The following is a 17,999-nucleotide window of genomic DNA, read 5'->3' on the forward strand; positions in this document are numbered from 1 at the left end:
CCCGCCATGGTCGAGTACGTCTCCACCACGAACGGCCTAGACCTGGCTCCCGTTCACCCCGGAGCAGTGGCTCTCATATGACCCGACAAAATCAGGGAGACCGAGGTCATGTCCCAGTGCAACTGGGCGCAGTCGATGCCGAAGTCGGCGATCGCCTGAGCCCCGACCGTGCCGATGATCTGCTCGACGTGCGGCGCGATGGCGTCCAGCGCCCACTCCCTGGCCGGCCAGACGCGGTGCGCGGCCCGCCGAGGCATCGGCGTCCTGCTCGTCTCCCGGGGCTTCGCACCCTTGAACCGCGCTGCCGCCCGGGCCCCGGCGTTCCGAGCCCGGAAGCCCGCCCCCGCGCCCTTGCCCCGTGGCCGGTCGACCGGCCACGGACGCCGGCATCCTCCCGCCGACACCCCGGGCACCTGCCTCCGGAGGGGTCTGTCACTGCTGGGGCTGGCGGAACAGGTCCTGCTGCGTGACGCCGTCCGCGAACATGACGTTCTCACTCAAGCTCGCGAGCAGGTCGAGGACAGCGGCGAGCGGCTGGTATTCCGTGCGGATGGCCGGGCGCTCGCCGCACTCCTTCAAGTGCTCCCAGAGCGCGTGGAAGTAGTCCTCGAGCTCCAGACGCGCGTTGAACTGCGCGCTGAGCCCTTCGGAATCGAGGCGACGCAGGCCGTCGCGGTCGAGCCGGGCCACCGAGTTGATGACGCTGTTGACGATCTCACGGCTCTCGATGCCTGAGCTGGACATGGGTTCTCCTCACGATGTGCGCAGTGGAAGACCGGGGCTGACGCTCGATGCGCCGCCCGGCCCGGCTGGATCGCGACCGTCCCGCAACGGTCAGCACGCCGCGGCGCTCCGACCGGACAGCGGGACGGCGGCCCACACCGAGCAGCTGCCGTCCGTACTGAGCCGCACCCCCCAGTCCTGCGAGTAGTCCGCGACGAGCGCCAGACCCCTGCCGTGGTCCTCGTCCGGCGTGGCTCGGTGCAGCTGCGGCACCGCGGAGGTCTTTCCCTGGTCACGGACCTCCACCAGGAGCTGGTCCGCGGTCCGGCGCAACCAGGCGGTGATGTGCGCGCTGTTGGAGTGCTCGAGGGCATTGGTGACCAGTTCGGAGATCACCAGCAGGACGGCGTCCCGGGTATGGCCGGCCCGAACGCCCTCGGCGTCCAGCCACAGCCCTGCCAGCCGCCGGGAGATCGGTACCGCGCGGACCAGGGACGGCAGCCTGAAGGACAGCGGACGGCCTCTGACCAAGTGTCGAAGGACATCTTCGGCGAGAGCTCCTGCCAGCCGTCCATCGATCTCTGCGGTGGTCAGTGGAATCTCCTCCTCGGTGAACGGCGGGACCGCTTCTCGGCTCACGGGCCGAATGCGGCTGCCGGTGCGACTGCTCGTGGCTTTCGCGTCCCGGTCCACGCTCGGCGCCCGGGGATCATTCCCTTCGGCACGCAGCCGGCCGAGTGGAAGTAAATCAGAAATAGATTATTCGCGGGGAGCTATCCGTCGCAAGAAAAGGGGGCGCATTTATGCAATACAGCGCCTAGTGTGAAGGTAGGAATAGTTCACACCGTTGATGATCCGGCGGAATGAAACGGCTTGCTTCGTCCACTCGAGTCCGGATTTGACGGCGAATGGCGGCGGTCCATTGGTCCCGGCAATCAGTGGAGCCTTTTGGGGCAAACTTCCCTCCGGGCGCACAAGGGCGGCCGGCGACTCGCTCACGGAATTCCGCACCGACCTGGCCGAAATCAGCCGTTCCGCCTGTGCGCGTCGCGGCCGGGGAAAACGTCCTGGTGGGGATGCGCTGCCGGACCGGCCAACCTCGGCCGGAGGACCGGCGCGCCGACGCACGGGCGACGTCACGAGGCGAAGCCCGCCCCGGCCGTGCGCCGGTCTGCCTCCGACGTCGGAGGCACCGTCGACGAGGGGCGGCCTCCAGCAGCACCGTCACCGCGAGGAGCTGCGCCGCAGGCGCATCCCCGAGAACGATCTCGCCGTAGGGCCTCTGATCGACGGTGTGATCCCAAAGACCCGTGCACGCCCGGAAGGAGTGCTTCTGCCGGCTCTTGCGGAGACGACCCTGCGAGCCGACGCGGGCCGGTGCGATGAGAGTCGCACCGGCCCGCGGATCCAATTTCCTCGACCGGGGTACGGCAACGCGCCACTTCAGCGATTAGGCGCAAGCCGGAAGCGCTGGCAGACACCGCAGCTGCTTACCCCCGGAGAGGATGGGTGACCCACCCGGTTCGGATGCACCCAGTTACTCATCGGGCCGAAATAGCCGCAATCCCCCGACCGGTCGATTCACCCGTACGGTCGAGCGCGCCGGAAGTACAAACCGCTTGTGCGACCGGACCGGAAGCCCTTCCGCAGGAAATTTTCATATCCCGGTCCGTCCGCTCGGGAAATTGGACACCATATCCGGAGGCGACTGCCCGTTGATCGCGGAATACCGCGTGCGGGAACCGGCCGGGATCCGACGGCGGCGATCACGGCACCCTGACCGCGGGCTCGATCGGAATGGCAGGAGCCGGACCCGGGGTGAGGATCCCGTCGGGCTGTCCCCGCACCCGCGTCGGCCTCTGGCGCCGACGGGCAACCGGCGGACCATCGGAGAGGTGGACCCGGCGGGAGGTTCCGCGGTGGCGTCTCGCAGGCCCCGGCCGCGCTGCGCGGCCGTGCCGGTCTTCCCCGCATCGGGTCGGCCGTCCCGCCGCGGAGCGGGATCGGACGCCGCTACGGCTTCCGGGGGCGCGTCACGGGGCCCGGTCCCGTGTCCGGGCACCTGGCCGGGGCTTCCCCGACCGGCGGCCTCCTGACCGGAGGCCCCGGTGGCGCCCCGCCGGTGCCGAGCGGCGTCGGCGGGGCGGGCCGTCGGCTGAGCCTCGCCACCCCGGGCACAGGTCCGCTCCCGCTCGAGCCGGCGAGCAGCAAGCCGCCGGCGAAGGATTGTTCCTTCCGACTCGTCACCCCCTGCCGCCGACCGGTCGGCGGGTCCGCACGCACCGGGCGCGACCGGCATCGTGAGCGGGTCTGTCGCGGGTGGCGCGTGCGGCGCGTGGCCGACCGGCTCCCACTGTTCCCGAAGCCGGCGACAGGCGGCAGCGGCGGCGGCGGGACCGCAGGAACGGCAGGTTTCCGGATCGTCGGCGTCGCGGGCGACCAGGGGCCCGCGGCAGAGCGCGCACTCGGGGCTCCGGACCGGCCTGCTCCCGGTGACCGTCTCGCTCGCCCGGTCGACGACCTTGATCAGCCAGGGCAGCGGGGAGACCACCGAGGACCACGGCACGGCGCCGACCGGCTCCCTGCGGCGCGCGAACTCCCACGCCGACTCAAGGGCTTCGAGGACCACCGCACCGTGGACGTCGGGGGATGTGCCGTAGTCGGCGAATGTTGCGACGATGTGCTGAGCGAGGAGGTCGAGCTGTCGCTCGGTCAGCCGGTCCGCCAGTTGCCTCGGCAGGCGGCTCAGGGCCGACGACGCGGCTTGCCGGCCCCATCGCTTCTGCTCGTCGGTCACCGACCGGATCGTCTTCCGGTCGGTCTGCCGTCTGTCGCGCCCTGCCGGGCCTGCTGCGTCCCCATCGGTTCCCGCCGCGTGGCCTCGCGCGCGGGTGCGCACGGTTGCCGGTTCGCGGGACGGACAACCGCCCACGACCGCAGGCGTGTTCAGCAGGTCATGTTGGGAGGATCGTGTTTCTGCCACCGAATCGGGGGTGGCCAGTGTCACCGAAACGGGGGGATCGGCTGTCACCGAACCGGCGGCCTCCCGGCACGGGTCGAGCGAGTCGCCGTGACGGGAATCCGGTCCGGTGTCGAGGACCCCAACACCGTCGCCCGCGGGCCCGCCCGCGGACCGCGGCGCGGGGACGGGCCCGCTCGGGAGGGACTCCGGCTGCCCGTTCGGTACGCGCAAGGGCACGGGATGGACGACGTATCTGTACGCCCTCCTCTCGCCGACTCGTCGGCTCACCCACCCCTGGGCCAGGAGTTCGGCCACCGCTTCACGGGCCGTTGCCTCCTTCATCCCGCACTCGCGCGCGATCCGCGCGAGGGGAGTCGGTTCGGGGAAGTGCTGCCGCAGGGTGAGCAGGGCATAGACCTTGAACCGGGTACCGGCCAGAGACGCCCGGGCGTACGAGCCGACGCACACGGTCAGCTCGTCGTCGGCAGGCGGACGGACGCGTCGGTTCATGGTTCCGGTGGCAGGATTCCGAGTCGCTCGAACCAGGTCCTTGGCCTTCGCTCTGGCGATCAGACGGTTGACACCGCCCCGTGACAGCCCGAGCTGCCGCCCGATGGTCTCGTCGGCAGCGAAGCAGAATCCCGACTTCCAGCCGTAGTCCTGCACCAGCGTCACGACCCGGATCAGGTCGCCGGTCAAGTCCCTGTCACTGAGCCACACCGCCGGGAACCGGGTGGCGGGCAGGCCGGCCCGCCCAGGGCCCCGGGCCTGCCCGCGGGCAGGCCCGGGGCCCTGGGCCCGCTCCGTGCACGCAGCGCCCGAGTACGGCGGGCTCACGGAGCACCGCCGAAAGCCCGACGCCCGCCCGCTTCGCTGCCCGGCCCGCCCGGCCGCCCGTCGACGCCCGGATCGGTCGACGGGCGATACGCCAGCCGTCCCGAAGGCACCGAGGCGACCCTTTCCCCGGCCGGCTCCATTCGAGCGGTGGTCACTCGCGCTCGAGAGCCCGTTTGGGGAGGTCCTTTGAGGTTTCGCTCATTCAGATGCCCGCGTCCTCCCCAGGGAAGGACGGAACGGCGGATCACGACATGGGCGGGGAGCGGCTGGCAGATTCTGATTCGGTGATGCAAAATGGCAGTGCCTACTTACGGACGTGTGAGAAGGCAACAGCCCGTCAGGACACAGGTTCTCGCCTGATCCCGAGTGTGCGGACGGGCCGAGGCAGCGGTGAAATTCCGTCGTCGACTCAGGCATGTGGTCGGCGACGACGGATACAGGGCGTTCAGACACCGAGGCATGTGATTGGTGCACAGACGGTGAAGGTCCGGTGGTGCGGACCAAGCCGTCTCCATGCTGCTAGGTCACGTCAAAACCTCCCCGCAGGGGGGCACGGTGATTGAAGAGGGTCGAACGAACGAGGAGAAGCGATCACGAGTGGTCGCTTCTGCCTGACGCGGTTTCGAGTCCAGGCGCCCGAGGGGTGATCTGGAACAGCGATGTCGCACCGACTGCACCCCCACAGCCGTTCGGACTCACCGGAGTCCGGACGGCTGATCCACGACTGAACCAAGTCTCGACCAAGAGTACTCCTCCCATCACAGAGTGTGAATACCTCTCGTATACGACTCATCGCAGGGGCCCACTGGGCCCGGCCACAGGCAGTGGTTCGTTCGAGTCGGCAAGAACGGACAGCTCGAACGCCTGGCAGTGGGGTTCGATCGTCCGCCCGGAGCGTTCCGCGTGACGGCGACGGCAGGACGCCGACGGCCATGATGCGGCATCCAGCGGTCCTGTCACCAGTCACCCGATACGGGAAACGTGCAACCGGCCATTTCACGCACGCAATCCGAGCGTCTGTTAATCGGATGACCGAATCGAAGGCGCGCCCCGCTGGGGAGAATTGCAAAGCATCCGGCACCATTCGAGGCCGTCCCGCCGTGAAAGAGGGGAAGCCGAGCGAGCGGACGGGGTCACGCTCGCTTCGACCGTCCCCATCCGAGGCCAGCCGCAAGAACGCCGCACGCTCGGCAAGGAGCTCGGCGGCCTGGGTAAAAGCTCCGAGCGCCGGCAGCCTGAGCATATTTCAGGACACCCGGATGCCGTACATTTCCCGGCGATTAGCCCATCGTTGTCGGGGCATGAGTCCAACAGCAGTCAAGCCGCCTCCTCCTTTGCCGCTGGAGCGGGACCGGATCTGCAGTGCCGGTGACAACTGGCTATTCGTTCCGGACCGGACGAATCCTGCGGGCGACCTGGAAATCGGTTATCTCGTGAAGAACGGCGAACGCGTGGTGCTGACGCATTGCTCGCGCCAGCTGGCCGAACTCTTTCGCATCCTGCGCCGACTCGAGTTCGAGTTCTCGACGCGGCTGAAACGATCAGAGGAATAAACGGGCTGATTGAGAGCGCCGGCCGCGATCCACGATGACGCAAACAGGAGGACTGCTTTGTACGAGTCGACGGACATCGATTTCAGCCCCTACTACACGCCTGGATTCAGCCCCGACGACGGGGTCATACACAACCGCTCCCTCTGGCCGTCCGCCGGGCAGCTGTCCGCCGACCTGTCCTATCCGGTTGTCAACGGCTGGGCCGATCCGGGGATGCTTCCGCATTCTTCGAACGCGGAAGCGGTCGAGGAGGAGGCCGGCCTGCCGGCCATGGGGTTCCACCCCCAGTTGATCGCCGCCCGCCGGGAGCGTCGCGCCCGCCCAACACGCCGCCGGCCCGACATCCTCGGATCCGTCATCGGATTCCTGACGCTGACGATCGTCACTGCGGTCTGCATCCTCGGTTGGATGATCTCCTACCATCCGCTGCGGAACGTGGCCCTTTCGCAGCTGCCGCGGGGTCTGTCCCAGTACTGGCCGGTCGTCGTCTACGGACCGTGGATGGTCGCCTCCCTCTCCGTTCTGCGTGCCGCGCTGGGAGGGCGCAGGATGGCGAATTCCTGGACGGTCATCCTGGTATTCGCGGGCATCGCCAGCCTCCTGTGCATCATCAACACACCCTGCACGATGCCCGAGGCCGTCGTCGCGGGCCTTCCGCCGGTGACGGCTGTGGTGTCCTTGCAGCAGATGGTGCGCCAGCTGCTCGTCGCCCGACAGGAGTCCCAGGAGGACCGTCGGCAGAAACCCTCGCACCGGGCTCGGTAGCACATGAACAACACAGCGCCTGCATTCTCCGCCCGTCCGTGCGGGAACCCGAAGATTCTCTTTCAGGATCATCGCCGCGCGCATGGCGATGATCGGCAGGAAGCAGCCGCGACCGATCCGGAAATCGCCGGCGTCCCCACCCTCACCGGCAGCCCGACCGCGAGTGATTGACGCGCGCTGGCACTCCCCTTCTCGGCCAGGAGGGGCGCCGCACTGTTCCGGGTCGGCACGCCACCGGATGCGGGCGGCGTCCGGCCGTTGCTTCGGATCGAGCACTGTCCCGGCTGCGCCGTTCCCGATTTCGGTCCGGCAGCGACCACGGTTCACATGCCAGGCCCACCGCGCACGCCCTCACATCAACCTGCCGCCGATCCACTGCCCACGCGGGACCCCACGATCGCTGCGCCCTCCTTCCTCCCCGCCCACGTTGCTGCCCCCTGGGCAACGGATCGGGCGGGCCGAACCGAGCAGCGCCCATGGCGAGGCGGGTCACATCAGGTTGGCCCAATAGGGTGAATCATCCATCTTTCGGGTGACCTCACGTTTGGCTTGGGTAGCTACGGAGTGCGTGCGACGGGCTGCAGACCGTAGCCGCACCCCGGCGCTGAACTCATACGGCCGGTAACCATGCTCCGACGGAATTGAAAGGAACGAGACTCATGCTCCTCACTCTGCTCGGTAACATCGTGGCCTTCCTCGGCTGGCTGCTCTAGCGGTTGTCGACCCACCCGGCGGCGAGCCGGCCCCGCCCACGCGTTCGGTGACGGGGCCGGACTCACCAAGAGCCTGCCGCGACTCCGAGATGTCCGGCCACTGACGCCATCCCATGCCACACGCCGTCCGGGCCTCCCCAACCGGGGCAAGCCGGCCCTGGTCGCGCAACGGCACCGCGACGCAGACGGGGCCGTTGCGCGCCTGCGCGCCCCATGGCGGGGGGCGATCAAGAGGACATCGACGCCCTACTCGACGGCGTAACCCCGGTATGGCACGCCGCGGCAGATACCGGTCGCGGCTTGCTCGGCGCGCACTTCATCCCCTGACGCGTTGGCACGGAGCGAAATCCGACAGGTCCCGCTGTGCAATGCGGGACCTGTCGCTACCGTTCGCGCTGGTCAGCCCGTCGGCGCCCGGCTACCCCCGCTGCCGCGGAATCCGCCCCCGTAGACCTTCCCCAACCCCATCCCGGGTTGATCCCCGCTCAGGCGGGAAGCGCCACGGCAGCGGGCCGCGAGCCGACCGCGCAGCCCGGCAGCCGCCCTCCTACGCATCCGCCGTCAGCCGTACCAGCAGCAGTCCCGCGCTGTGGGAGCGGGAGCGGCCGACGCCGGTGGCGAGGGCGCCGGTAAAGGCATGAGGATCGGTGACGGCGCCCTTGATCTCGGCGCGGCCGATCTTGGTGCCCTGGTGCTTGGCGGTCAGGCCGAGCTTGGGGAGCATGCGGATCGCCAGGGAGTCCGGGTCAGCGTCGGCGCCGATGCGGCGGATGCCGGCCGGTCCGACGCGGTCGGCGCTGGCGGGCTGGAGCCGGGCGGCGAACCACTCCTTGACGTGGCGGGGGGTGGCGTATCGGCGGGTCGCGTGATCCGCTCGGTAACGGGCATCAGCCGGTCCTGGACCGGGGAGGCCGGGAACCCGGCTTTCGTGATGCGGGCGCCGCCCTCTGTGCAAAGGCCCATCTCTCACTTCCTGCTGGGAGTTGGCTGTGCCGGCGTGCTGCTCGCTCCCGGCGGTGCCTCCCGTCTCCTCCTCTCGAGCACATGCCCGTCCGCGCGTCTTGAGCGGTGGTCACTGAGGGAGCGCAAGTCCCCCTCCCGGGGGCCAGCCCCCGGACCCCCGCTGGGGACCTCGGGTCCCCAGACCCCTTACGCTGCCGCAGTCCGCTCCGTCCTCAGCCGGATGACACCGCCTTGGCGGCGATGTCATCCGGCTTCCGGGCGGTGCTCCCTTGCCCCTGGCCCAAGTGGTTGCTCCAGTCAGTGGTGAATCAACTGACTGGGCTCCCGCCTACCCAAAACGGTCCCGAGTGGCTGCTCAGTGGTTGCTGTAGAGACGAGCCACTGAATGCGCGCCGCCCGAGGGGGAAGCTGACCAGCACATCGCTCAGGTGACCCGGGAGCTGGGAGGCCGTTCGCGGCCGAGCAGCGGTATGCAACGGCGGGTTGCCCCCGGGCTCCTGGTGCGGTTAGCACGCAGCGGCCTGCAGTCGGATGGCCAAGCACCCTGAGAGGTGCTCACGTCGCTGGCGTCGTTCAGTTGCAGAAGAGGCAGAAGAGCGCATTAGGGCGCTGACCTGCGGAAATACCTTCCGAAACCACGATCGCCAGATCTGCTACCCAGATCGAGGGGCTGCCAAGGCTGTCCATAGGACCGTGGTGAAGTGACCACAACCTCGTGGTGACCAGATCAAGAGGTCTGGCTACCACGATCGTACGATCGTGATTCAGTGCCGAAAAGTACATCTGCGGATGCCCTTGGAGGGAGGCGCGACACGAGGTCGTGAGCGCCCCCTGAAGTTGGCTCAGTGACGTTTCGGTCATGTACTTTTAGGCCATCTGATCCGCTGCGGCCGACCGTGGCAGGGTCCAAGACCTATGCCCGAGGAAGGAGGGGACCACGTGGCTGCCGCCGCACGGCGTCGACGCGCGCCAGCAGACGAGAACGGGGAACTTCTCCCCTTTGCTCCGTTCGCGTTCTACTCCGGACACGCGAACGTCGACAAGGAACGCGTCCGCGCCATCTGCCGCAGCAACAAGTTCACCCCGGGCGAGAAGTTCATGGTCCTCTGGTGGATCGGAACGTCGCCAGAGGGCATGGAGCCCGTGGTGATGACGGGGGCGGACATCGGCAAGGAAGTCGGCATGACGGCGGATGCCATCGGCCGGATCAGCCGCAAGCTCCTCAAACACCGGATCTTGGTCGCGGTGGGTACGTTCGGGAACTCGAAGTTGTACCGGATTACGCCCTACATTGCGTTCCACGGTCCGGGCTACGATCAGCGTGAAGCGGTGAAGCGCTTCAACCCCCCAGACATTCCTGGGTTGGCCCCGAGAATTCGAGAGTGGTGGGAGGACCGATGAGCACTCAGACGGTTGCGCTGCATGGGAGCAGGAGCATGTCGTTCGGGGAGCTGCTGAGGCGAACCCACAATCTGACCGCGAATCAGCGCCTGATGGTCGTGCTCTACAACGATCCGGAGCTCGTCGGCCGGAACGGGGTGATCGAGCAGTCCGCAAAGGACCTGGCGGGCATTCTGGGATGGGCGCCGACCATGTTCTCTCGCATCCGGCAGCAGCTCGTTGATGCGGGATGGCTGGAGCAGTCCGGCGGGCGAGCCCAGGTCAAGTTCTTCCGACTGACGCCGACAGCCCACGGGCAGACGCGAGCGCTTCGGCTCGTGGACTGAACGCTGCAGGAACTGCGAGGGGTTGTTGATCCGCTGCGGATCAACAACCCCTCACGCTTATGAACGTTTCGGCATGGAACCACGACCGACCGATCGTGGCTTCGTGCCGCGGAGTGCAGCAGCCCCGGAACGGCGGGGCGCTTATGAACTTATCGGCAGGGAACCACGACCCACCGATCGTGGTCGTGATGGCCACCTTGGTGCCCAGGCGGGCCTCGGCGATATGTATGTTTCGGCATGGAACCACGACCGACCGATCGTGGCTTCGTGCCGTGGAGTGCAGCAGCCCCGGACCCGGCCTGACGACTACGCCCAGGTGCCAACAACGAAGGACTCGAGGCGGGGGACCTGGAGGGCGACGCGCTCGTCGGCGCGGATGGTGATGACGCGCTCGAAGTTGAGGCCGTTCTCGTTGGAGACGGTGACGGAGTCGGCCTCATCACCGGGTTGAGCCCACGGCCTGACCGATCCGCCGTCCAGGGCCGGCCCGCCCACAGTCGGCGGGCCGGGCCTCCCTCTTCCCGGAGGCCCCGATGACGCGCGCCACACCCGGCCCGCACCCGCACCCGCTCACCCCGGCCGACCTGCCGTCCGGCACAGCCTGGTGGAGCTCCTGCCCGGACTGCCGCTCCCCGATCCAGGGCGGCCCGCTCGGACTGCGCGCCCACCGCCCACCGCCCCGACCCCAGTTGTCCACGGCGACCGCGTTGGGTCGGGTGCGGGGCCGGCCGACCGGTCCCGCACCCGCATCTTCTGAGCACGGGGATGAACTGCGGGCTGTCGGCGGCCTGCCCCTCGGTCAGGACGAACACCAGCGGGCGGCACTTCCGGTCGCCGGAGGCATGGATCTTGCTGGTCTGTCCGCCCCTGGAACGTCCGAGCAGGGAGGCCTTCAGCCGGAGCTTGCGCCGACGCCGGATTCGTCGCCGTTCTTCCCGTTCCGGGTCGTCTGAGGTGTCCTGCACGTCTTGTTCTTCCGGGCCTCCCCCCTTTGTCGCGCCTCTCCGCCTCGTTGGCGGCCTTCTCCAGGGCGGCCGGAGCGTCGGGGTCCAAGTGCATCCCGGCAGCGTCGTGGTGGGCGCGGATAGGATCCGGTCACCCGCGAGGCCGCCCGCGCTGTCCACGCCCGCCTGCTGGCTGTCGTCGGGCAGGCCGCGCCCGGCCGGTAGCAGATCGCGGCAGGCGGCTGCCGGCCTTGTCCCGGCCTCACCGCGAACCACTTCGACCAGGGCAGACGGCTGGGACATTCCTGGTACTACAGGCAGCGGGGCGATCTGCCATGAGTACGCGAAGTCAGGTTGATGGTGGGGTGACGGCGGAGGATCCAGCGGTCCTGGATGCCGAGTTCGAGGCAGGCGCGTGCGACTCCAAGTGATGCAGAAGCCAGACACGCTGAACCGGCATCACTTCGTGCAGGAACCTACGTCCAGAATGGGGCATTTGGTACGTATTAGAGCCATGCTGAGGACGGTGGACGTGATGGGGGACTCGCCGCTGGACGCTCAGGCATTGTTCGGGTGGGCGCTGACCGACGTGTGGACGACGGCCAGGGGTCGGACGGCGCGCCGGTGTGCCGTCCTGGCGTGCCCCGGGTCCTGAGGTTCGGCCGTCCGGTCGCGAGCGAACACAGTCGTACGCGTGGACGGTGCCGTCCGTCACGCGCGGTCTGTGCCATGGTCCTTGTCCTCGCGTCCGCGCTGGCCTGGGTCGTGACCGGTCCGTCCGATGCCGCCCGGGCCGCGACCGCGTGGGCGGCGAGTCTGTGCGTCCTCAACGCGAGTGCCGCGGACGCCCTGTACGTCCACCCCGGCAGCGTCCAGGTCACCGGCAGCATCCTGGTCAACTCGACGAACAGTCAGGCCGCGCTCGTCAGTGGTACCACCTCGGTCATCGCGAACGGGGGTACCATCGGCGGCCCGGCGGCCCCGGCCGGCTTCGCCACCGCGAGCGGCGGCTCGTACAGCCCGGCCCCGGTCAACCAGCCCGCCGGCACCGACCCCTACGCCGCCTTGGCCCAGTGCCCGGCCGCGTCGGCCTGTCCTTCGACACCGACCCCGCCGTATCCCTCGGTCAACCACGTCGCGGGGAACCAGACGATCAGCCCGGGGGTCTACTCCAGCATCTCGTCCCTGTCCGGCACGCTCACCCTCAATCCCGGCACGTACGTCATCACCGGCACCAACGGCATGACGATTTCCGGCGGCAAGCTGATCGGCACGGGGGTGACGATCTACCTCGCCTGCCCCTCCTACCCGACCGCGTGCGCGGCGGCCACCAGTGGTGCGTCCTTCACCAGCCAGAGCGGAGGCAAGACCACGCTCAGCGCACCGACCACGGGGGCCTTCGCCGGTCTTTCGATCATCGCCGACCGCAACAACACCGCGGGGGCCCTGGTCACGGGAAACGGCTCATCGCTCACCGCCGGCGGTGCGATCTACACAGCCTCGGGGAAGCTGGCGGCCACATCCGGAGGCAAGGCCAGCTTCACCCGCGCGGTCGTGGACACCGTCGAGACCAGTGGCAGCAACAGCTCCCAGATCACCGTCATCCCGACCACGGGCACGTTGTCGATCAGCGTGCCGGCCACGGCGGGCCTGGGCAGCGCGGCGCCCGGTGGCACCCTCAGTGCGGCCCTCGGCTCGGTGACCGTCTCGGACGGGCGAGGACTGGCCACCAGCACGTGGACGGCGACGGTGTCCGCCACGAACTTCACCACCGGCGGAGCCTCGTCCGCCGAGACGATCACCACCACGAACGTCTCGTACTGGTCCGGACCCGCGACGAACACGAACGGAACCGTGACGGCCACCCCGGGCCAGAGCGACGCCTCGGCAAAACAGTCGCTCAGCAGTTCGAGAACCGGCTTCACCTCCACCGGCAACGGGAACAACTCCACGAGCTGGGCCCCCACACTCGTGGTCAACGTCCCCGCCGCTGCCGTGCGCGGCACCTACACGGCCACCGTGACCCACTCCGTCGCCTGATATCGCCCTCCCCGTCCGATGAACCCATTCGGGCCTGTCGGGTTCAGCTCGCCCGCCTGCGGCGAACCATCCAGCCGCAGGCGGCCAGGAGGCAGACGGCCGACACGGCCGCGGCCATGCCCGGCGTCATCGCGAGGGAGTCCGCCGTGTCCGGTGTGACCGACGCCTCGGCTTGGGAGCCGCCGGGAAAGGTGATGGTGGCCGTGGCGGTGTGTTGGACCAGACCGCTGGCCAGTGTGAGGTGGACCTTCCACGGTCCGTTGGGAAGCTGCCTGTCCAGGGGGACGGTCACAGGCTCGGTCTGGTCGATGCCGAGGGTGGTGCCGAGGTTCACCGCGTAGGGACCGGCGCTGAGGGATCCCGGCCCGTCGGTCATCGACATCGATCCGGTCAGGTCGAGGGCACGCTTGCCGGTGTTGTGGACCTTGGCCACCAACTTCGGTGTGCCGTCGGGCGCGCGCCCGGGAGTCAGCCCCTCGATCCGGAAGTCGGACGGCGGCTCGCCTCCGGGACCGACGTCGAGGTAGAACCGCACTCCCACGCGGTTGACCAGGCGGACGTTCCCGGCCGGGCCGGCATGGCCCGCGACCTGCGCCCAGAGGACGGCGTACCGTTCGCCGGCGGACGCGTTCGACGGCACCCGGACGCTGATGCGGACCACGGCCGTGCCGTGTGCCGGGACGTCGCGCACTGCGGTGGACGGCGGCGTGGACGGCGGCGTGGACGGCGGCGTGGACGGCCGAGTGCCCGATGTGCCGCAGTCCGTCGTCTTGCTGGACACATCCGCGTCCGAGACACAGTCGTCCACCGAGACCCAGGTCGTGAGCTCGTTCGGGGTGCGATCGGCATCGACGGTGAAGGTGCCGCTGTTGACGGCGGCGGAGCCCGCGTAGAGATCGACGTGCTGGGCGACGTCGGAGGTGTTCGTCACCAGCAGCCGACGGTGGATGACGCTGCCGGGCGCGAGGTGGTCCACGACGTACGTGAGTGCGCGCGGGTCGGCCTCACGGTCCCGGGGCGCGTCGAGCAACTTGAGGCCGATGCTCCCCTCGACGGTGGGAGGCGGCGTCTGGCCCTGGCCCTCGGCTGCGGCGGTGCTCGCGCCGCAGACCAACGCGAGCACCGCTACGGTCGCACACCACAGGCCGGCTGGGCTACGCGATCGAATGTGTCACCGTCCCGGTGTAGGTGCCGTTCACCGCAGCGGCGGGGATCGCGACGACGAGCGTGGGGTTCCATGTCGCGGAGTTGTTGCCGGTGCCCGCGGTGAGGCTGTAGGTAGTGCGGCTGACGTTGAGGCTCTGGGCCTGGGCCGACGTGGCCTGGCCGGGCGTGAAGACGCCCACCCCGGTGGTGGAGCTCGCGGTCCCCGACCAGTAGGAGACCGAGCTGGCCGGGACCGTCTCCGGAGCCGTGCCAGCGCCCGTCGTGAAGCTGGTGGAGATCGCGGACGCGGTCCAGGCGGCCGTGAGCAGAGCTCGGGAGTCGGTGACCGTGACATTGCCCAGTTGTCCGCTGACGGAGTTTCCGGGCAGTCCGCTCCCCAGACCCACCGGACCGGCGGGGACCGAGATCGCTAACGAACCACCCGAGACAGAGAACGTGACCGCCGTGTCTCCGGGCGCGGCACTGGCCACTCCGGCGGTGGTGACAACCATCGCGGCTGCGGCGGCTACGGCGGCTACGGAATATCGGATACGCATGGGCTCTCCTTCGTCGTCCAAGCCCGGAACAGCAACCGTCCCGGGTATCGCCCCGGTGACGACCCATAGTGATATCCGTATACGCACGGAAGCTAAACGCAATTACTCCATCTGGTCGAACGCGACCATGGAGGAGAGCCCGGCCAGGTCAGGCCGGGAAACGAACGCACCATCGGCAGATAGTAAGGATTTGCGAAATGCAGTCGGATGATACGTGCATCAATGGATCCTGAAGAGGAAGTCCGTGACTTCCGCCTCATCGTTTGTTTTTGACGCTCGTTCAGTGGGGAGTGTACGTCCGAAGCGCGACCGCGAAAGCGATGTCGCCCTGAGCCGCGTGTCGCGGTACCGGACGACTGCCTCGCCTCTCTCCTCTACAGGCCCGACGCCGGTGACGTGTGTGTCGTACCGGCGCTCCGGCCCTCGCCACGTTCTCCGGGAAGGTGTCTCATGTTTCGCCATCCTGGCCGCCTCCGGCGGCTTTGTCGTGCGCTCGTCGTCCTGGCCCTGACGGCCGCTGTCGGAGCTCCCGGCACCGTCGCCTTCGGCCAGTCCCTGCACCACCACCCCGGATCCCGCCTGCGCCCGTGGGTGAAGTCCTGTGTCCAGCACCGGGGGCCGGCGGGGCTCGTGGGCTGCCTCGCGAGCAAGCACCCCCAGGCGGGGGGATCGCAGCCCCGCCTGCTGACCCCCACCATCAGCGAACTGGCGACACCCACCGCCAATTCGGCCCCGGTCGGCATCACCGCAGGGCCGGACAGCGCCCTGTGGTTCACCGAGAACTCCGCCGACGCGATCGGGCGCGTCACCACGGGCGGCACGTTCACCGAGTATTCGGTGCCCACCACCAACGCGGGCCCGGCCGGGATCGTCACCGGGCCGGACGGTGCTCTGTGGTTCACCGAGTCGAACGTCGACAAGATCGGCCGGATCACCACCGGGGGCACCTTCACCGAGTACGCGGTCCCGACCTCCGGCGCCTACCCGTGGGGCATCACCGTCGGCTCGGACGGCGCCCTGTGGTTCGCGGAGCCGGGCGCCAACAACATCGGCCAGATCACCACCGGCGGCACGGTCACCGAGTACGCGGTCCCGACCTACGGCGCCTACCCGCTGAGCATCACGGCCGGGTCGGACGGCGCCCTGTGGTTCACCGAAGTGCTGTCCGGAAGCATCGGCCAGATCACCACCGGCGGCACGGTCACCGAGTACGCGGTCCCCTCACTGGCCTCACTGCCCATCGGCATCACCGGAGGACCGGACGGCAACCTCTGGTTCACGGACGCCGGAGCGGCGCAGATCGGACAGGTCACCACGGCGGGTGTGTTCACCGCCTACAACCTCACGGATGCCCTCTTCCCGTTCCCGTGGGGCATCACCACCGGGCCGAACGGCAACCTGTGGTTCACCGAGAACGCCAGCAACGACATCGGCCAGATCACGACGTCGGGGACGATCTCCGAGGTGTCGATCCCGACCTCCGGCTCGAACCCGTTGGAGATCGCCACCGGATCCGACGGCAACCTCTGGTTCACCGAGAACTCCGCGAGCCAGATCGGGGTTGTGACTCCCTGACAGGACCGCCGGGGTGAACAGTCACCCAGCCTGGCCACCCCGCCTCCCGCCATCTCGACGGGAGGCGGGGTGGCCAGGCAGTCCGCCGGGTCGGCGTCGATCGGACCGGTGCAAGCGCCGGGTGGCGCCCGTCCCGTGGCCATCCGCGTGCTGCTCGGACAGGTACAACTCCCGGTCCAGCAGCACCCGGTGGCCATACTGCTGTACACACGTCAAGTCCACTCCGGTCGCTGTCTGTCTGGTGGCACGCGGGGTGGTTCCGTGCGGGCCTGAAGGGCGGGAGGGGCGTGCGCATCGGATGAGCCGGCCTGTTCGGTCCCCGCCCAGTGGCCGAGGGCGGCCCAGGGGACGGGCGGTGGGGGTATTCGCTGTATCACCTTCCGTACCCGTCCCACTACTCGCGCGGCGTGCCGCGAACTGTTCACCGGCCTCGGCTTGCCGGGCCAGTCGCCGTGCTATGCCGGTGAGTTCGATCAGGTTCTCAAGGCCGCGCTCTCCGCGTATCCCCGCACCCTGGTCCTGGATGAGGCCCAGTGGCTGTCCAGTGACCAGCTGGAATACATCCGCTACCTCTGGGACGACCCCCATACCCGGCTCGCCGTCGTCTTCGTGGGCGGCGAAGGCTGCTGCTGGACCTGCTCGCCGAACACGGCGACACCCCGGCGGCGCCGATCCCGGTGGCGATCGAGACCAGCCACGGCCTGCTGGTGGCCGTCCTGCGCACCGGCCGGCGGCAGGTGTTCGCGATCAACCCGCTCGCCGCCGCCCGCTACCGCGATCGGCACGGCGTCTCCCGCAAGAAGTCCGACCCCGGCGACGCCCTGGTTCTGGCCAACATCCCGCGCACGAGCGGCCGGCGCGCCGCGCCGTGCTCACCGCGGCCCCGACCCCCGCCCGGCTCATGCATGCCGGATTCCTCTGGGCCTTCTCCTCCCTCCAGGCTTCGCCCGGCGCCGACGCCCACTACCGCCGCCGACGCGACCATGGAGACTGGCACGCTGGCGCCCAACGTAACCCCCTCAACCGACTGCTCGGACAGCTCTTCCACTGCCTCCAGAACCGCCAGCTGTTCGACGAGAACCACGCCTTCACCTTCTCCGTCACGTCGTCGATCACGGCCGCCGCTTGACGTCCTAGCTCGCTGGGATGTCTTCTCTCCATCCCTTTCCCCGGCTTGCTGGTAGGTGGAGGGGCGGTGGTGGGTGACGGTCCGGCCGGCAGGGGTCTGACCCTGCGGGGCCGTGATGGTTGGTGAGCGCCCGGCGAACGCCGGACGCCCCCGGGCCCTGGCGGGCCGGATCGGCGGCGATCCTCCGCCAGGCCCTCCCCGGCCGGGCTGGACTGTCGACGCCGATCGGATCCGGCACCGCCCTGTATTGGGCAGGGTGTTCCGGTGTTCCGGTTCAGGCACGGATTTCGTGAAGTCGATCGTGCTTCTGTGCGCCGGGTGACGCTCCGTCACGTCTAGGTGGATGCTGGCCGCGTGTGAGGAGA

General features: G+C 69.0%; 16 protein-coding genes and 3 pseudogenes. 10 read left to right on the forward strand and 9 right to left on the reverse strand.

Going from position 1 to position 17,999, the window contains the following annotated elements:
* Positions 1-53: 53 nt before the first annotated feature.
* The 4 genes from ACZ51D_RS42605 to ACZ51D_RS42620 all read right to left on the reverse strand — a co-directional run bounded on the left by ACZ51D_RS42605 (position 54) and on the right by ACZ51D_RS42620 (position 4,384).
* On the reverse strand, positions 54-257 hold the full coding sequence (locus ACZ51D_RS42605) for a hypothetical protein (RefSeq protein ID WP_465665677.1): 204 nt from the start codon (positions 255-257) through the stop codon (positions 54-56).
* A 175-nt stretch (positions 258-432) separates the two neighbouring features.
* Positions 433-744, reverse strand: a complete 312-nt coding sequence (locus ACZ51D_RS42610) for a hypothetical protein (protein ID WP_360510158.1) — start codon at positions 742-744, stop codon at positions 433-435.
* Between the two features lie 90 nt (positions 745-834).
* Positions 835-1,254 (reverse strand): ATP-binding protein, encoded by a 420-nt coding sequence (locus ACZ51D_RS42615; protein ID WP_465665679.1) that lies wholly within the window; start codon positions 1,252-1,254, stop codon positions 835-837.
* 1,126 nt (positions 1,255-2,380) lie between these two features.
* Entirely contained in the window at positions 2,381-4,384 is a 2,004-nt protein-coding gene (locus tag ACZ51D_RS42620) for a MarR family transcriptional regulator (protein WP_465665681.1), read from the reverse strand.
* A 1,439-nt stretch (positions 4,385-5,823) separates the two neighbouring features.
* Here ACZ51D_RS42620 and ACZ51D_RS42625 point away from each other — a divergent pair.
* The 3 genes from ACZ51D_RS42625 to ACZ51D_RS42635 are packed head-to-tail and all read left to right on the forward strand — an operon-like array spanning position 5,824 to position 7,011.
* Positions 5,824-6,075 (forward strand): hypothetical protein, encoded by a 252-nt coding sequence (locus tag ACZ51D_RS42625; RefSeq protein ID WP_465665683.1) that lies wholly within the window; start codon positions 5,824-5,826, stop codon positions 6,073-6,075.
* Between the two features lie 57 nt (positions 6,076-6,132).
* Positions 6,133-6,840: a DUF2637 domain-containing protein gene (locus tag ACZ51D_RS42630; protein ID WP_465665685.1), complete on the forward strand. Its 708-nt coding sequence runs from the start codon at positions 6,133-6,135 to the stop codon at positions 6,838-6,840.
* A gap of 3 nt (positions 6,841-6,843) precedes the next feature.
* Positions 6,844-7,011 carry a hypothetical protein gene (locus ACZ51D_RS42635; RefSeq protein WP_465665687.1) on the forward strand — a complete coding sequence of 56 codons (168 nt, stop codon included), beginning with the start codon at positions 6,844-6,846 and terminating at the stop codon, positions 7,009-7,011.
* A gap of 1,089 nt (positions 7,012-8,100) precedes the next feature.
* On the opposite strand, the gene ACZ51D_RS42640 is transcribed toward ACZ51D_RS42635, so the two are convergent.
* Entirely contained in the window at positions 8,101-8,523 is a 423-nt protein-coding gene (locus tag ACZ51D_RS42640; RefSeq protein ID WP_465665689.1) for a type I-E CRISPR-associated protein Cas6/Cse3/CasE, read from the reverse strand.
* Between the two features lie 932 nt (positions 8,524-9,455).
* Here ACZ51D_RS42640 and ACZ51D_RS42645 point away from each other — a divergent pair.
* Both ACZ51D_RS42645 and ACZ51D_RS42650 read left to right on the forward strand, forming a co-directional pair.
* Positions 9,456-9,917: a MarR family transcriptional regulator gene (locus ACZ51D_RS42645; protein ID WP_317620883.1), complete on the forward strand. Its 462-nt coding sequence runs from the start codon at positions 9,456-9,458 to the stop codon at positions 9,915-9,917.
* Positions 9,914-10,243 (forward strand): cyclic nucleotide-binding domain-containing protein, encoded by a 330-nt coding sequence (locus ACZ51D_RS42650; RefSeq protein WP_465625635.1) that lies wholly within the window; start codon positions 9,914-9,916, stop codon positions 10,241-10,243. Before ACZ51D_RS42645 ends, ACZ51D_RS42650 begins: the two co-directional genes overlap by 4 nt.
* A gap of 306 nt (positions 10,244-10,549) precedes the next feature.
* Here ACZ51D_RS42650 and ACZ51D_RS42655 read toward each other — a convergent pair whose 3' ends face one another.
* Both ACZ51D_RS42655 and ACZ51D_RS42660 read right to left on the reverse strand, forming a co-directional pair.
* The gene (locus tag ACZ51D_RS42655) at positions 10,550-10,738 is read right to left on the reverse strand and encodes a hypothetical protein (RefSeq protein ID WP_465665691.1); all 189 of its coding nucleotides are present in this window, start codon (positions 10,736-10,738) and stop codon (positions 10,550-10,552) included.
* Positions 10,739-10,934: 196 nt separating this feature from the next.
* Positions 10,935-11,329: pseudogene (locus tag ACZ51D_RS42660) on the reverse strand (hypothetical protein); the annotation flags it as partial.
* Between the two features lie 587 nt (positions 11,330-11,916).
* Here ACZ51D_RS42660 and ACZ51D_RS42665 point away from each other — a divergent pair.
* Positions 11,917-13,227 carry a hypothetical protein gene (locus ACZ51D_RS42665; RefSeq protein ID WP_465665693.1) on the forward strand — a complete coding sequence of 437 codons (1,311 nt, stop codon included), beginning with the start codon at positions 11,917-11,919 and terminating at the stop codon, positions 13,225-13,227.
* Positions 13,228-13,270: 43 nt separating this feature from the next.
* Here ACZ51D_RS42665 and ACZ51D_RS42670 read toward each other — a convergent pair whose 3' ends face one another.
* The gene (locus ACZ51D_RS42670) at positions 13,271-14,350 is read right to left on the reverse strand and encodes a COG1361 family protein (RefSeq protein ID WP_465665695.1); all 1,080 of its coding nucleotides are present in this window, start codon (positions 14,348-14,350) and stop codon (positions 13,271-13,273) included.
* A gap of 31 nt (positions 14,351-14,381) precedes the next feature.
* A complete protein-coding gene (locus ACZ51D_RS42675) occupies positions 14,382-14,930 on the reverse strand; it encodes a hypothetical protein (RefSeq protein WP_465625643.1) in 549 nt (182 codons plus the stop codon).
* A 630-nt stretch (positions 14,931-15,560) separates the two neighbouring features.
* On the opposite strand from ACZ51D_RS42675, the gene ACZ51D_RS42680 reads away from it, so the two are divergent.
* From ACZ51D_RS42680 to ACZ51D_RS42695, 4 genes and pseudogenes are all read left to right on the forward strand, one after another.
* Positions 15,561-16,505 (forward strand): Vgb family protein, encoded by a 945-nt coding sequence (locus ACZ51D_RS42680; RefSeq protein ID WP_465665697.1) that lies wholly within the window; start codon positions 15,561-15,563, stop codon positions 16,503-16,505.
* Between the two features lie 417 nt (positions 16,506-16,922).
* Positions 16,923-17,066, forward strand: a pseudogene (locus ACZ51D_RS42685) (P-loop NTPase family protein); the annotation flags it as partial.
* 65 nt (positions 17,067-17,131) lie between these two features.
* Positions 17,132-17,353: pseudogene (locus ACZ51D_RS42690) on the forward strand (IS110 family transposase); the annotation flags it as partial.
* 53 nt (positions 17,354-17,406) lie between these two features.
* Positions 17,407-17,634: a hypothetical protein gene (locus ACZ51D_RS42695; protein WP_465665699.1), complete on the forward strand. Its 228-nt coding sequence runs from the start codon at positions 17,407-17,409 to the stop codon at positions 17,632-17,634.
* The last annotated feature ends 365 nt before the right edge of the window (positions 17,635-17,999 follow it).

Source organism: Kitasatospora sp. NPDC033851 (assembly GCF_055576085.1).

Excerpts from the sequence above, each read along its gene's own strand:
- ACZ51D_RS42665 (WP_465665693.1), top strand. The coding sequence starts at position 11,917 with ATGGTCCTTGTCCTCGCGTCCGCGCTGGCCTGGGTCGTGACCGGTCCG.
- ACZ51D_RS42610 (WP_360510158.1), bottom strand. The coding sequence starts at position 744 with ATGTCCAGCTCAGGCATCGAGAGCCGTGAGATCGTCAACAGCGTCATC.
- ACZ51D_RS42605 (WP_465665677.1), bottom strand. The coding sequence starts at position 257 with ATGCCTCGGCGGGCCGCGCACCGCGTCTGGCCGGCCAGGGAGTGGGCG.
- ACZ51D_RS42625 (WP_465665683.1), top strand. The coding sequence starts at position 5,824 with ATGAGTCCAACAGCAGTCAAGCCGCCTCCTCCTTTGCCGCTGGAGCGG.
- ACZ51D_RS42695 (WP_465665699.1), top strand. The coding sequence starts at position 17,407 with ATGCATGCCGGATTCCTCTGGGCCTTCTCCTCCCTCCAGGCTTCGCCC.
- ACZ51D_RS42675 (WP_465625643.1), bottom strand. The coding sequence starts at position 14,930 with ATGCGTATCCGATATTCCGTAGCCGCCGTAGCCGCCGCAGCCGCGATG.
- ACZ51D_RS42635 (WP_465665687.1), top strand. The coding sequence starts at position 6,844 with ATGAACAACACAGCGCCTGCATTCTCCGCCCGTCCGTGCGGGAACCCG.
- ACZ51D_RS42650 (WP_465625635.1), top strand. The coding sequence starts at position 9,914 with ATGAGCACTCAGACGGTTGCGCTGCATGGGAGCAGGAGCATGTCGTTC.